Source organism: Nonomuraea sp. NPDC049714 (assembly GCF_044465295.1).
Taxonomy (GTDB): Bacteria; Actinomycetota; Actinomycetes; order Streptosporangiales; family Streptosporangiaceae; genus Nonomuraea.
On the sequence record NZ_JBITLM010000007.1, the window covers coordinates 90,108 to 102,709 of the forward strand.

Consider the following 12,602-nt stretch of genomic DNA (forward strand, 5'->3'; position numbering starts at 1 on the left):
TACCCCACGCAGGGCGCGACATGCGGGTCAGCGGGCGAAGCGGCGGGCCGACTCCGACTCCTGGGCCAGGCGGCGCAGCGCGTCGAAGGCCCGGCCGTACAGGACCGTGCCCAGCACCAGGGCCTCCACGGCGGCCTCGCGCGGGCCGTCGTAGGGGATCGTGTCCAGCTCGACCTCGGTGACCAGCCGATCGGCCGCCTCGGCGTACGGCGTCAGGTCGGCGGCCAGGCCGAGCTGGCGCATCCTGATCACCGTCTGCGCCAGCTCGTTCCTGGCCGGGGCCTCGGGCGTGACCTCCCAGCCCAGGCGGTCGAGCAGGGCGTCCACCTGGGCGCGGGCGGTGTCCCATTCGGGGGTCGGCTCGGGCTCGACCGTGGGGCTCAGGGCGTACTGCGCGGTGCCGAGCAGCTGGTGGACCGGCAGAGACTCGTCCTGCACCGCGTCGACCACCTTCTTGATCGCGGCGACCGGGAGCCTGCCCACCTCCAGGAGCGCCCTGATCAGGCGGAGCCTGCGCAGGTGGGACTCGTCGTAGTCGGCACGGGTGGCCGCCATCTGCTCGCCCTGGTGGAGCAGGCCCTCACGGAGGTAGTACTTGATCGTGGGGATGGCCACCCCGGACCTGGTGCTCAGCTCGGACATGCGCATCTGGTGGATATTACCGCTATCCAGATCGGGCCAGGTGCCGGGCCGCGCTGATCAGGTCGTGCACGTCCGCCTGACGGTTCCACAGCAGGACGACCTCGATCGGCGGCACCTCCTCGGCGATCGGCACGAACGTCAGCCGCTCCGGCACCGGAGTGCCGTCGCGCACGCAGAGGGCGTAGCCGGCTCCCTCGCTCACCATGGCGATGGCCAGATCGTGGGTGGCGGCGGCGGGGCCGAGCCGGGGATGCAGGCGCTGCCGTACGAACGCCTCCAGGAACCGGCGGGCGCCGGCCACCGCCTCCGACTCGGGCATGATCAGCGGTTCGCCCGCCAGCGCGGCGAGCGACAGCCGCTTCTGCGAGGCGAGCCGGTGGTCGCGCCGGAGCAGCGCGCGCACGGGGGAGCGGTGCACGAGCATCCGGGCCACGCCGCGCGGCAGGGAGCCGGGTGCGTACCCGAGCCCCGCCTGGATCGCGCCGTCCATGATGGAGATGATCTGCTCGGCCGTGCCCATCGGAGCCACCCGGGGGCCGGCGTGGTGGATCTGCGACAGCAGCCGGGCCACCACGTCGCTCAGCCCGTCGGCCACCCCGAGCCGGGTCGTCCGCTCCTCGCTGCGGGCGGCGAGCATCGCCCGCTCGAAGGCGTCCACCGCGACGGTGGCCTGCGCGAGGAACACCTCGCCCGCCTCGGTGAGCCGCACGCCACTGGAGGAACGGGTGAAGATCTCCACCCCGACCTCCTTCTCCAGCGCCTTCAGCTGCTCCGACAGGGTGGGTTGGGCGATCCGCAGGATGGTCGCGGCACGACGCAGGCTGCCCGCGCGGGCGATCGTGATCGCGTAGCGGATATGGCGTAAATCCATCGCTCACCTCGGGGTGAAGGTGATGGGCTCTTGATGATCGCACTTCATCTGACATATGTGGATAGCCGGAGTGAAGAGCGTCAGTTGACCAAGGGTGAGGATATTCACCCTTTACGAGGTTTGTCGCGGTCTGTTCCCGAGCAAGCGCTTGGCTTGATGGCCCATGCGGCGATAGCGTGTCCGGCGGGAGGTGGCCATGCAGCCCTTCGCCGGGCGGGCGGCCGTCGCCGGGATCGGCATGACGGCGCTGACCCGTGCCTCCGGCCGCACCGAGCTGGAGCTGGCCGTCGAGGCGTGCCGGGCGGCCTGCGCCGACGCCGGGATCGAGGCCCGTGAGGTGGACTCGGTGCTCAGCTATCACCTGAACGACTCCGTGCCCGTGACCCAGGTCGCCCGTGCGCTGGGCATGGAGCGGCTGGGCTGGCACAACGACGTCGCGGGCGGCGGCACCCAGGCCGCCTCGATCCTGGGGGACGCGGCCATGCTGATCCACGCCGGTCTAGCTCGAAATATCCTCATTTATCGCGCTTTGAACGGTCGTTCCGGGAAGCGGATGAATGCCGTGTCCACCGGGCCTCAGGAGCGGTTCACGTACGGGATGGCCGGCCCGATCCCGATGTTCGCCATGGCCGCGACCCGCTACCTGCACGAGACCGGGCTCGACGAGCGGCACCTGCACGCCGTCGTCGCCCAGTCCAGGGAGAACGCCGCCGCCAACCCGCGCGCCCTCAGGCGCGAGCCGCTGCCGTACGAGGACTACCTGGCCAGGCCGTACGTCTGCACGCCGCTGCGCACGGTGGACTGCTGCCAGGAGACCGACGGCGCCTGCGCGCTGCTGATCAGCGGCGTACTGGACGGGCCGCGCGTCCAGGCGGTCGTACGCGGGGGCGGGCCGGGCAGCTCCGCCATGGACCGCGCACCGGACGTCACGGCGATCTTCTCCGCGTACGTGGCCCCGGCCCTGTGGCGGGCCTCGGGGATGCGGGCGTCGGATGTGGACGTGGCGATGCTGTACGACGCGTACTCGTGGCTGGTGCCCCGGCAGCTGGAGGACTTCGGGGTCGTGGGGCGGCCCGAGCTCGGGCCGTACCTGATGGAACGGCGGCACGCCTGGGTGAACCCGCACGGGGGGCTGCTGTCGGAGGGGTACGTGCACGGCCTGAACAACGTGGCGCAGGCCGTGCGGGAGCTGAGGGGCGGGCGTGCGGTGGCGCTGGTGACGGGGTTCGGCGGGAGCTACGGGAGTGCGGCGCTGCTGGCGAGCTGACGTACGTGCTAGTCCGCCACCGACCGGCGCGGGTGGGACGGCGGAAGCGGGCGTCGGGTTCAGCTTGCGGAAGGTCAGGAACAGCGCGGCTCCGACGACGACGGAGAGCACCCCCAGCGCGCCGATGCCGACCTGCAGCGCCCGCAGCCGGCCGAGCCGGTCGACGAGCTGCCCGGCGTACGGCGCGGTCAGCCCGATGACGAGCACGGGGACTGTCAGCACGATCGGCGCCAGGACCTCGACGCCCGGCACGGATGCGAAATGCTGAGCGATGAGCGGGAGCACGGGTGCGATCAGGACCGCCCCGAGCACGGGCAGGGAACTGGCCGCCAGCAGCAGGTGGAGTTGTGGCAGCCCGGCGGTTCGGGAGGCGTCGGTGTTCATGGGACCGGACGGCGTTGGGCGTGGAGTGGGACGGATTCAGGGACGCGTGCGAGGGCGGGCCCGGGCCTTCGGGATCAGGTGCGGTTCGCGTCCGGCGACGACCGTGTTGCGGAGGGTGCCGAGCCCCTCGACCGTCATCGTGACCACGTCTCCGGGCCGCAGCGGGGGCAGGTCGGTGCGGCCCCGGCCCCACAGCTCGGCGAGGCAGCCGCCGTTGCCGCAGGTGCCGGAGCCGAGGACGTCGCCGGGACGGACCTCGGTTCCGCGGCTGGCGTAGGCGACGAGGTCCTCGAACGGCCAGCTCATGTTGGAGAGCAGGTCACGGCCGATCTCGACGCCGTTGACCGCGACCGTCATGCCGAGCGCGAGGAAGCCGTCGGTGTCGCGGTAGGGCTCGAGTTCGTCGGCCGTGACCAGAACGGGCCCGAGCGTGGTGGCGAAGTCCTTTCCCTTGCAGGGCCCGAGGCGGACGGCCATCTCGCGGAACTGGAGGTCGCGTGCCGACCAGTCGTTGAAGATCGTGTAGCCGGCGATGTGCGCGGACGCGTCGCCGGGGGCGATGTCGGCGCCACCCCGGCCGATGACGGCCGCGACCTCGCACTCGAAATCCAGCCGGGAGCAGCCGGGCGGCACCGCCACATCGTCGTGCGCGCCGACGAGCGCGTACGGGTTGGTGAAGTAGAACGTCGGTGCCGCGTACCACTCCGCTCCCACACCGGCCCCGGATGCCATCCCCTCGACGTGCTCCTCGAACGCGACGAAGTCGCGCACCGTGGGTGCCTCGACCGGTGGCAACAGCCGCAGCCCGGCCAGCGGGACGGCGTCGCCGTCGGCCACGGCGCGGGCTCCGGCGTCGCGGAGTCCATCGGTACGGAGCAGGTCGAGCACCGTGGTCCCGGCGGGGAGGCGCAGCAGCGTGTCGTCCTGCACCACTCCGCACCGCACCTGCCCTCCGGCTTCTGAGACCGTGGCGAAACGCATCGTCCGGCCCTCAGACGGGCGGGGCCATGAACAGGCCCTTGTCCGGGTCGTTGAACGACTTCCTCGCGACGAACTCGTCCATCCGGTTGGCGGTGCCCCACTGGTCGGCCACATCGGGATCGGAGAGATCGTGCAGGCCGGGGTGCCAGGCGTCCTCGTCCAGGCGCTCCAGTTCGGTCGTGTACTCGATCGTGTTGCCCTGCGGGTCGAGGAAGTACGAGAAGGTGTTGTTGCCGGCCTTGTGCCGGCCCGGCCCCCAGATCTTCTCGACGCCGGCCCGCAGGAGACGGCCGGTACCCCGCATGTACTCGTCGATCCCGCGCAGCTCGAAGCTCGCGTGGTGCAGGGACGGGTGCGGGCAGCGGGCGATCGCGAAGCTGTGGTGCCACGGGTTGCACCGCAGGAACCACATCATGTGACCATTGCGCGGGTGGGTGAGGATGTCCGAGAGCGCGAAGCTGAGGTGGCGCTCGTAGAACGCGACGGTGGCCTCGGGATCGGCGGAGTTGACCACCACGTGCGACAGGCGCACCGGGATCGACTCGCCCTCCTCGATCTTGCGGTGGGTCCGCTGGGCGACATCGGCGGAGATCTCGACGGTACGGCCCTCGTTGTCGAAGAACCGGAACCCGTAGCCGCCGCCGGGCGTCGCCAGCGCTCCCGGCTCCGACACGAGCCTCACGCCGTCCCCCGCCAGCCGGCCGGCGAGTGTGTCGACGTCGGCCGGGGTCGCGGCACCGAATGCGATGAGGTCGATGCGCTTGTCGACGGACTGACGAAGGCGCATGACGTACTGCTCGGGCGAGCCCTCGGCGGCGAGGAAGGACAGCCCGGAGTCCGTGGCGACTTCTGTGAGTCCCCACTGGCCGGTGTAGAACGCTCGCTGGGCGGCCAGGTCGGGCACGGCGAGGTCGACGTGCCGTACGTGCGTGATCAGGCGTGGAGGCGCCGTGTCGGACATCAGGATTCCTTTCCGGGGACGAGCCCCAGCTTCTGTGCGGTGCCGCCGGCGATCGCGGCCCGGTCGCGCGCGTCCAGTCCGGCGGCGTCGAGGCGGGCGAGCGGATCGGGCACGCCCATGTCGAAGGGGTGGTCGGAGCCGAGCACGACCCGGTCGGCGCCGACGGCGGCGACCAGAGCGCGCAGCGCCTGCGGGGTGTGGACGAGCGAGTCGAACCAGATCCGGCGCAGGTACGCCGAGGGTGTCTCGGCGCATTGCCGGGCCTCGCTGCGCACCTGCCAGGCGTGGTCGGAGCGGCCGAGGTAGGTGGGCAGGTAGCCGCCGCCGTGTGCCGCGACCACCCGCAGGTCCGGGTGGCGGTCCAGGACCCCCGAGAAGATCAGATGCGAGAGGGCGACGGCGTTCTCCACCGGTTGCCCGACCGTGTTGGCCAGGTAGAACCGGTCGAGCCGCTCATCGAGCGAGCACCCGAAGGGGTGCAGGAACACCACGGCGGCCGTCTCGGCGGCCCGCGCCCAGAACGGGTCGAGCCGCGCGTCCGACAACTCGACGCCGGGAGCGAAGGAGGAGATCTCGACGCCCTTGAGCCCGAGACCGAGGGCGTCGTCGAGAGCGGCGACGCACAGATCGGGATGTTGCAGGGGGACCAGTCCGAATCCCACCAGCCGGTCGGGAGCCTGGGCGACGACGGCCGCCACGCCGCGGTTCGCCGCCCGGCACACAGCGGTCGCGAGCTCGGGGCGGGCCCAGTAGTGGTAGTGCGACGGGGACGGGGAGACGACCTGCACGTCCACGCCCGCCGCGGCCATGTCGGACAGGCGCCGCGCCACGGTTGTCAGTGCGGGCAGGGCTGCCCGGACCATCCGCCCCGACACCGCCATCGACTCCGCGCCGTGGCGCCGCGCCTCCAGCGCGCGGAGCTCGGCGAGCTCCGGCTCGTCGGCGACCAGCGCCTCCACCTCGGCGACGAGGCAGTGGGCGTGCACGTCGATCACGAGGTCCCCGTCCGGCTTGGGCTCCACCGGCGTGTTCACGGCTGCTCCACGAGCAGGGAGTGGACCCGGCCCATCAGTCCTGGCAGGTCGCCCCGCTCGCCGGCCAGCAGCCATCGGCACATCTGCACCGAACCCTCGACCACCGTGCGGGCACGGTCGAGTCGGCGTGCGGTGAACGCCGACCACAGGTCCTCGTCCAGGGTGTCGCGGGTGGTGAGCAGCTCGGCCAGGACCAGCGCGTCCTCCAGCGCCTGAGCAGCACCCTGCGCCAGCGTCGGTGGGCAGCAGTGGGCGGCGTCACCGATCAACACCGTGCGGCCGCGGTGCCACGGCCCGTCCAGGAGGTGCCACTCGAACCAGGTGTAGTTCACCCGGGACGGGTCGGTCAGGTTCTCGCGGATGTCGTCCCACGCGCCGTGGTAGTGCTCGGCGAGCCCGCGCATGGTGGCCAGCCGCTCATCGGCGGAGAGCGCGCCGCGGTCCCGCGCGTCCTCGACGAGGTAGGCGTAGAGCGTGTCCTCACCGGTCGGGCAGTACCCGGCGATGTAGGCCGCGCCGCCGTAGCAGAGGTCGGTGCGGGTCACCGACGGCGGCCGCCGCGCGAAAGCGCGCCAGATCCCCATGCCCACCGGCTCGGTCCTCAACTGGACGCCGAGCGTGTCACGGGTCCACGACCGCACCCCGTCGGCACCCACGACGAGGTCGTAGCGAGCGTGCGTGCCGTCGGAGCACCCGAGGTCGACCCCGTGGTCGTCCTGCTCGAGCGAGACGGGCCGGACACCGGTCCGCACCCTCGCGCCCAGGCCGACGGCGCGCTCGACGAGCAGGCGGGCCAGGTCGGGGCGGTGGATCCCCACCGTGGCGGGAAGGTCCGGACCGCCTGTCCGGGCGTCGGGCATCTCGGCCAGCAGCGCGCCGTCCGGCGTGCGCAGGGCGGCCGAGTCGAAGGCGTACCCCGCCCGCTCGACCCCTTCCCACACCCCGAGGCGACGCAGCACGCGCAGTGCGTTGCCTTGCAGCGTGACACCCGACCCGAGGGCGCCGACCTCCGCCGTGGTCTCGATGACGTCCACCGGCACGCCGGCTTCGGCGAGGAGGATGGCGACGCCCAGACCGGCGATTCCGGCGCCGATGATCCCGACGGACTCGACCGCGGTCACGGCGCGACCACCCGCGTGCGCTGAACACCCAGCCCGGTGATCGTGCCGGTCATGACGTCGCCCGCGCGCAGCAGGCGGCCGTGGGCGATGCCGTTGCCCGCCGGGCTGCCGGTGAGCAGCAGGTCGCCGGGCCGCAGTGGGGTCGTTCGCGACGCGGCCGCGACGATCGCGGCGACGTCGCAGATCATGTCCTTGGTGGACTCGTCCTGCATCACTTCTCCGTTGAGTTCGAGCCGGATCCGCGGGTGCTCGGGTACGAACTCCGCGGGCACCAGGTAGGGGCCGAGCGGGGTGAAGCCAGGAGCGTTCTTCGCGCGGAACCAGTCGGAGCCGATCGCCGGCATGTCGCGGCGGAACACCAGGTCACGCGTGGTCAGGTCGTTGGCGATCGTGTAGCAGGCGACGTGTTCGAGGGCGCGCTCGCGATCCACGCGGAACGCCTCCCGGCCGATTACCACGGCCAGTTCGAGCTCCCAGTCGTGCTGCTGCGAGTAGGCGGGGAGCACGACGTCGTCATAGGGGCCGGTGATGGCCGAGGGCAGTCCGATGAACAGGTACGGCTCGCTGTCGGCGGTGCGGCGCTCCATCGCCGCCGTGGCCTCGGCTCGCACCTCGGACTCGGGCCGGTCGCCGGGGGCGTGCTTGACCGCGAGCTCGATGACGTGCGTGCGGTAGTTCGCACCCGCCTGAAGGACCTGACCTGGCACGAACGGACGCCGGAGGTGTTCTTGCTCCAGCGGGCGGGTGGCCTGGCCGGTCAGCGTGTGCAGCGTCCGCAGCACCGAGTTCCAGTCCTGCAGGAGCGCGTGCACGGTCGGCCCGAGGTCGGAGAGGTCCCGCCAGGTGGGATCCCCGTCAAGATCAACGACCAGCGCGGGACGCTCCGCGGTGCCGTCGGCGACCGTGGCGAGGGCGAAAGGGGCAACCACAGTGGTCCTTCCATCCATGTGCTGTGATGGCCACCACTGTCTGCCCGACCAACCGCATCGGGGAAGCTGAAATAGCTGATGCCCCACATCAGGCAGACGAATGTCGTTTCAGCAGGCGGTGCTTCCACCGCCAAACCCTCAGGTCCGCCGGTCGAGGTGCCGGGTCGTCTCGGTGAGGACCGACCGCAGCCAGGCGTGCTCCGGGCTGCGGGTGTGCAGCGGATGCCACCAGAGCGTCTCCACCACCGGCACCACGTCCCAGGGACAGGCGAGCACCCGGAGCCGGCTGCCGGAAGCCAGCGCTTCGGCCAGGTGACGCTGAACGAGCCCGAGCCGGCGGCTTCCGACGATGTAGAACGGCAGGACGAGGAAGCTCTCGACGACCACCTGGACCCTGGGCTCGATGCCCAGTTGCTCCAGCTGTCGCACGGCGGACAGGAAACGGGTCGGTCCGTGGTAGGTGAGCACCCACGGCATCTCGGCGACGTCCGCCATGGTCAGGGCATCACCGACGGCCTCGTTGTCCTGATCGGCCACGCACACCCATTCGTCGGTGAACAGGTCGATCGAGGGGAGGTTGAACACGAATCCGCGCGGCAGGATCATGCCGTCCACCCCACGGAGCCAGTCGGCCGGGTTGTCCGTCAGGGGGTTCGAATGACTCTCGAACCGCATCTTGACGCCCGGAGCCCGGTCCGCGAGCACCTGCGTGACCCGCGGGCCGATCACGGCCATGGCGTAATCCGAGGCCTGCACGGTGAAGGTGCGCCTGGAGGTCGCCGGATCGAACACGGCCTCGCTGGCGAACACGCGCTCGACCTCGTTCAGCGCGTGCGCGGTGCGCAGCCGCAGGGTCTGGGCGAGCGGGCTCAACTCTGAGGTGTTGCCCGAGCGGATGAGCAGCGGATCGTCGAAGTGCCGCCGCAACCGGGCGAGCGCGGCCGAGAGGGCGGGCTGGGACAGGCCCAGACGAGCGGCCGCACGCGTCACCGACCGCTCCTCCAGCAGGACGTCCAGCGACACCAGGAGGTTCAGGTCCAGGTTCGACAGCTTCACGGCGGCCTCCACATCGCTCTCTTTCAGCGTATTCAGCCCAACCGATGACGGAGGTGCAGGTCATCAGTCGCACTGATGGCAGGTATACGCGAAATCAGCTTCCCGAGCGGAGTACGCAGGCAGGAGGGTAGACGCATGAGTGACGATGCTGTCGGCGACCCGCGGATCGAGGACCTCGGAGGCGGCCTCTACGCCTACGTGCAGCCCGACGGCGGTTGGATGATCAACAATACCGGGATGCTCGTCGGGCGGTCAGGGACGGTCGCCGTCGACACCTGCTCCACGGAGCGGCGCACCCGCGCGTTCGACGCCGCCCTGCGTGCCGTGTCGCCGGGACCGGTGCACACCCTCATCAACACGCACAGCCATCCCGACCACACGGCCGGCAACGCCTGGCTGCCCGGGGCCACGATCGTCGCGCACGAGGACACCCGGTCGGAGATGCTGGCCATGGCCGCCGCGCCGCCGCTCACCGGCATCTTCGAGCCGATCGACGAGGGCTCGCTGCCGCCGGCGCCACCGTTCCTGACCTACCGCGAGGGCGTGACGCTCTGGGTCGACGACCTGCGCTGCGAGGTCCGCCACGTGGGCACTCCGGCGCACACCACGAACGACTCGGTCATCTGGGTGCCGGAGCGCTCCGTCCTGTTCGCGGGCGACCTGCTGTTCGCGGGCGGAACACCGTTCCTCCTCTCCGGTTCGGTCGCGGGCTCGATCGCGGTCCTCAAGGACGTGATCGCCCCGCTGGGTGCCACGACGATCGTGCCCGGCCACGGTCCGGTGTGCGGACCCGAGGCCATCGACGACGCGCTGGGATACCTGTACTTCGTCCAGGAGGTCGCGAGGCAGGGCGTCGCGGCGGGGCTCTCGCCGCTCGACGCCGCCCGTCAGTGCGACCTCGGCCAGTACGCCGGATGGCTCGACAGCGAGCGCATCGTCGGCAACCTCCACCGCGCGTACGCCGAGGAGAACGGCGCCGCGCCGGGCGCACGCATCGACATCCCGGGCGCGTTCCGCGACATGGTCACCTACAACGGCGGCCGCCCGCTGACCTGCCGGGCCTGATGAGTCGAACGTGCGAGGTGCGGCCTGTCGATCACTCCGCGGGTCGAGCCCGTCGTGGACAGGCAGTCATGTCACCACCCGGAACCGCAGGTGCGTGACCGTGTCGGAGGCGATCACCTGTGTACGCGTCAACTCGATGTGGCCAACGTCTTCCAACAGCCGGCTTCCGGCGCCCAGCACGACCGGCACCAGGTTGATCAACAACTCATCCAGCAGTCTGGCCTGGAGGAACTGCCGTCCTGTCTGGGCGCCCATTACGATCACGTTCTTGTCGCCGGCCACGTCCCGGGCGGCCTTCAGCGCGGCCTCCGGGCCGTCGGTCACGAAGGTGAACGTCGCGCTCTTCATGACGAGTTCGTCGCGAGCCTGGTGGGTGAGCACGAAGGTCGGCACCGGATAAGGAGTGTCCTGCCAGTGCGGCAGGCCGACGTCGAACGTACGCCTGCCGACCACGACCGCGCCGGCCGAGGCGGACATCGCGGCGGTGACGTCCTTGTCGCGCGGGTCGGGCTGGTCGGTGAACATCCACTCGTGCAGTCGCATGCCGCCCTTACCCATGGGATGCTCCGCACCGATGTCCGGACCGGCGACGAAACCATCCAACGACATGCTCTTGTACAGCACCACCGTGCCCATGGAGCCCTCCTGATCGCTGTCCTCAGAAGGTGGACCACCCGGCCCCCCAAAACTCATCGGCGCGGTACGGCTTCTCCGATACGTCCCCCGGCGGGTTTCGCGAACGTGCGGGCCTGGCAGGAGGACTCAGCCGTATTGATGCTGTCACCTGCCTGGAGGTTTTCCGGGCGTTGTCGTCACGGCGGGAGTAGCCTAGTTCTCGACTTAAGGCTATCCTTGAATTTGAGAGGTTCTCTTGGCTTGGACGGTGAAGGTCACGGACGAGTATGCCGCCTGGTTCGGCATCCTGATCAAGGAGGATCTTGATTCGGCGACTCAGGTCGCGCAGGCCGTCGCCGCACTCCGAGAGGAAGGACCGACGCTGGGTAGGCCAGGGAAGCTCCCTGCATCACCTGAAGGAACTGCGGCCGGGCTCGCATGGCCGGTCGGAGATCAGAATCATCTTCGCCTTCGACCCCACCCGTGCGGCGCTGTTGTTGCTGGGCGGCGACAAGGCGGGGAACTGGGAGCGGTGGTACAAGGAGAACATTCCCCTGGCCATCCGGCTCTACATCGACTACACCAGCGACGATGAGGAGTGAACATGCCGAAGCGGGCACCAAGGGACTGGGGCGATCTGGAGCGGCAGTTGCACGCGGCCGGCGTTTCTCCCTCCGTGATCGAGGCAGGCGCCAGGAAACTGCTCGCCGAGGCGAGAGGCCATCAGCTGGCTGAGGCCCGCAAGCAGCTCGGTTTCGGCCAGAAGGACGTCGCGGGGGCCATGGAGGTGAGTGTCGCCCGGGTCTCGCAGATCGAGCACGGCGAGGTCACCTCCATCGAGGTCATCGCCCGCTACGTCGAGGCGCTCGGAGCGCGTCTTGATCTGGTTGTCGATTTCGGTGACCGGACCTTGCGCCTGCCCGTGAGCGAGAAGTCTCTGGACAGCGCCGCCTGACAACACGACGATCTCATCGTTCTCTGAACCGGTCGGGTGCGACCTGGGTCGGCTCGGTGTCAGGAAGGCGCGCGTCCTTTCCGAGGCTCGCCGGTCGGCCGGCGATCGAGTATCCGCTCCGGATCCCGCAGGACTGCACCGCTGAGTGGACCATCCATCTCGGTCGCGAGGCCGGACCTGGTGAGGTCTACCACTCCCGCGGCTCGGCCACCGGGGCGGGTGAGATGCTGAGCGGCTTCCGGGTGGACGAGCAACCGGTGCCCAACAATCCGATCTACGGCTGCCCCAAGAACGGCTGACCTGAGATCAGGCGTTCACGTCGATGATGTCGCCCCGACGGCGAGCAGCCGGCTGGGTCGCAGGCCGAACATGCGGTGGAAGGCGTCGCTGAAGTGCGACGGGCTGGCGAACCCGGCCCCGGCCGCCGCGGCGGTGAGATCCTGCCGGTCGGCGATGAGCGCGGCCGCGCGGAGCATCCGGGTCCACAGCCGGTAGCGGCGCAGGCTGGTGCCGGTGTGGGCGCGGAACAGGTGCAGGAACCGGGACGTGGACAACCCCAGGTCGGCGGCCAGCCGATCCGCGGGAATCGCATCGGACCGGTCCCGGCGCAGGCGCTCGGCGGCCCGCCGAACCCGAGGGTCGACCGGCGGAGGCGGCCATGCGGCACGTCCGGCCGGTGCGGCGCGTTCGGGCCAGGACTATGCCGCGAATGGGCCTTGGC

15 protein-coding genes are annotated in these 12,602 nt (G+C 70.6%); 5 read left to right on the forward strand and 10 right to left on the reverse strand.

The genetic code is table 11. The features are described 5' to 3' along the window. Positions 1–27: 27 nt before the first annotated feature. Entirely contained in the window at positions 28–648 is a 621-nt protein-coding gene (locus ACIBQX_RS26555) for a MerR family transcriptional regulator (protein WP_397008994.1), read from the reverse strand. 16 nt (positions 649–664) lie between these two features. Then, positions 665–1,513, reverse strand: a complete 849-nt coding sequence (locus ACIBQX_RS26560) for a LysR family transcriptional regulator (protein ID WP_397008996.1) — start codon at positions 1,511–1,513, stop codon at positions 665–667. A gap of 190 nt (positions 1,514–1,703) precedes the next feature. Between ACIBQX_RS26560 and ACIBQX_RS26565 the strand changes: the two genes are divergently transcribed. Beyond that, complete coding sequence (locus tag ACIBQX_RS26565; RefSeq protein WP_397008998.1) at positions 1,704–2,780, forward strand: thiolase C-terminal domain-containing protein; 1,077 nt, start codon at positions 1,704–1,706, stop codon at positions 2,778–2,780. A gap of 420 nt (positions 2,781–3,200) precedes the next feature. Here the strand turns inward: ACIBQX_RS26565 and ACIBQX_RS26570 are convergent, their stop codons facing one another. The 6 genes from ACIBQX_RS26570 to ACIBQX_RS26595 form a co-directional block, all read right to left on the reverse strand. Continuing rightward, positions 3,201–4,145, reverse strand: coding sequence for a fumarylacetoacetate hydrolase family protein (locus tag ACIBQX_RS26570; RefSeq protein WP_397009000.1), 945 nt, complete (start codon positions 4,143–4,145; stop codon positions 3,201–3,203). 10 nt (positions 4,146–4,155) lie between these two features. Further along, entirely contained in the window at positions 4,156–5,106 is a 951-nt protein-coding gene (locus tag ACIBQX_RS26575; protein WP_397009002.1) for a VOC family protein, read from the reverse strand. Next, positions 5,106–6,140, reverse strand: a complete 1,035-nt coding sequence (locus ACIBQX_RS26580; RefSeq protein WP_397009004.1) for an amidohydrolase family protein — start codon at positions 6,138–6,140, stop codon at positions 5,106–5,108. The genes ACIBQX_RS26575 and ACIBQX_RS26580 overlap by 1 nt, the downstream gene beginning before the upstream one ends. Next, positions 6,137–7,261 carry an FAD-dependent monooxygenase gene (locus tag ACIBQX_RS26585; RefSeq protein ID WP_397009006.1) on the reverse strand — a complete coding sequence of 375 codons (1,125 nt, stop codon included), beginning with the start codon at positions 7,259–7,261 and terminating at the stop codon, positions 6,137–6,139. The genes ACIBQX_RS26580 and ACIBQX_RS26585 overlap by 4 nt, the downstream gene beginning before the upstream one ends. Next, a complete protein-coding gene (locus tag ACIBQX_RS26590) occupies positions 7,258–8,190 on the reverse strand; it encodes a fumarylacetoacetate hydrolase family protein (RefSeq protein ID WP_397009008.1) in 933 nt (310 codons plus the stop codon). The genes ACIBQX_RS26585 and ACIBQX_RS26590 overlap by 4 nt, the downstream gene beginning before the upstream one ends. A 138-nt stretch (positions 8,191–8,328) precedes the next feature. Further along, the gene (locus tag ACIBQX_RS26595; protein ID WP_397009010.1) at positions 8,329–9,246 is read right to left on the reverse strand and encodes a LysR family transcriptional regulator; all 918 of its coding nucleotides are present in this window, start codon (positions 9,244–9,246) and stop codon (positions 8,329–8,331) included. A 135-nt stretch (positions 9,247–9,381) separates the two neighbouring features. Here ACIBQX_RS26595 and ACIBQX_RS26600 point away from each other — a divergent pair, with 135 nt between their 5' ends. Then, positions 9,382–10,311, forward strand: a complete 930-nt coding sequence (locus tag ACIBQX_RS26600) for an MBL fold metallo-hydrolase (protein WP_397009012.1) — start codon at positions 9,382–9,384, stop codon at positions 10,309–10,311. A gap of 66 nt (positions 10,312–10,377) precedes the next feature. Here the strand turns inward: ACIBQX_RS26600 and ACIBQX_RS26605 are convergent, their stop codons facing one another. Beyond that, on the reverse strand, positions 10,378–10,947 hold the full coding sequence (locus ACIBQX_RS26605) for a dihydrofolate reductase family protein (RefSeq protein ID WP_397009014.1): 570 nt from the start codon (positions 10,945–10,947) through the stop codon (positions 10,378–10,380). A 302-nt stretch (positions 10,948–11,249) separates the two neighbouring features. On the opposite strand from ACIBQX_RS26605, the gene ACIBQX_RS26610 reads away from it, so the two are divergent. Genes ACIBQX_RS26610 through ACIBQX_RS26620 form a run of 3 tightly spaced genes read left to right on the forward strand, consistent with a single transcriptional unit; the run spans position 11,250 to position 12,180 of the window. Further along, positions 11,250–11,528 carry a type II toxin-antitoxin system RelE/ParE family toxin gene (locus tag ACIBQX_RS26610; protein ID WP_397009016.1) on the forward strand — a complete coding sequence of 93 codons (279 nt, stop codon included), beginning with the start codon at positions 11,250–11,252 and terminating at the stop codon, positions 11,526–11,528. Between the two features lie 2 nt (positions 11,529–11,530). Then, positions 11,531–11,881 carry a helix-turn-helix domain-containing protein gene (locus ACIBQX_RS26615; RefSeq protein WP_397009018.1) on the forward strand — a complete coding sequence of 117 codons (351 nt, stop codon included), beginning with the start codon at positions 11,531–11,533 and terminating at the stop codon, positions 11,879–11,881. A 56-nt stretch (positions 11,882–11,937) separates the two neighbouring features. Further along, the gene (locus ACIBQX_RS26620) at positions 11,938–12,180 is read left to right on the forward strand and encodes a hypothetical protein (protein ID WP_397009020.1); all 243 of its coding nucleotides are present in this window, start codon (positions 11,938–11,940) and stop codon (positions 12,178–12,180) included. Between the two features lie 15 nt (positions 12,181–12,195). Here ACIBQX_RS26620 and ACIBQX_RS26625 read toward each other — a convergent pair whose 3' ends face one another. Further along, a complete protein-coding gene (locus ACIBQX_RS26625) occupies positions 12,196–12,492 on the reverse strand; it encodes a helix-turn-helix domain-containing protein (RefSeq protein WP_397009792.1) in 297 nt (98 codons plus the stop codon). Between the last annotated feature and the right edge of the window lie 110 nt (positions 12,493–12,602).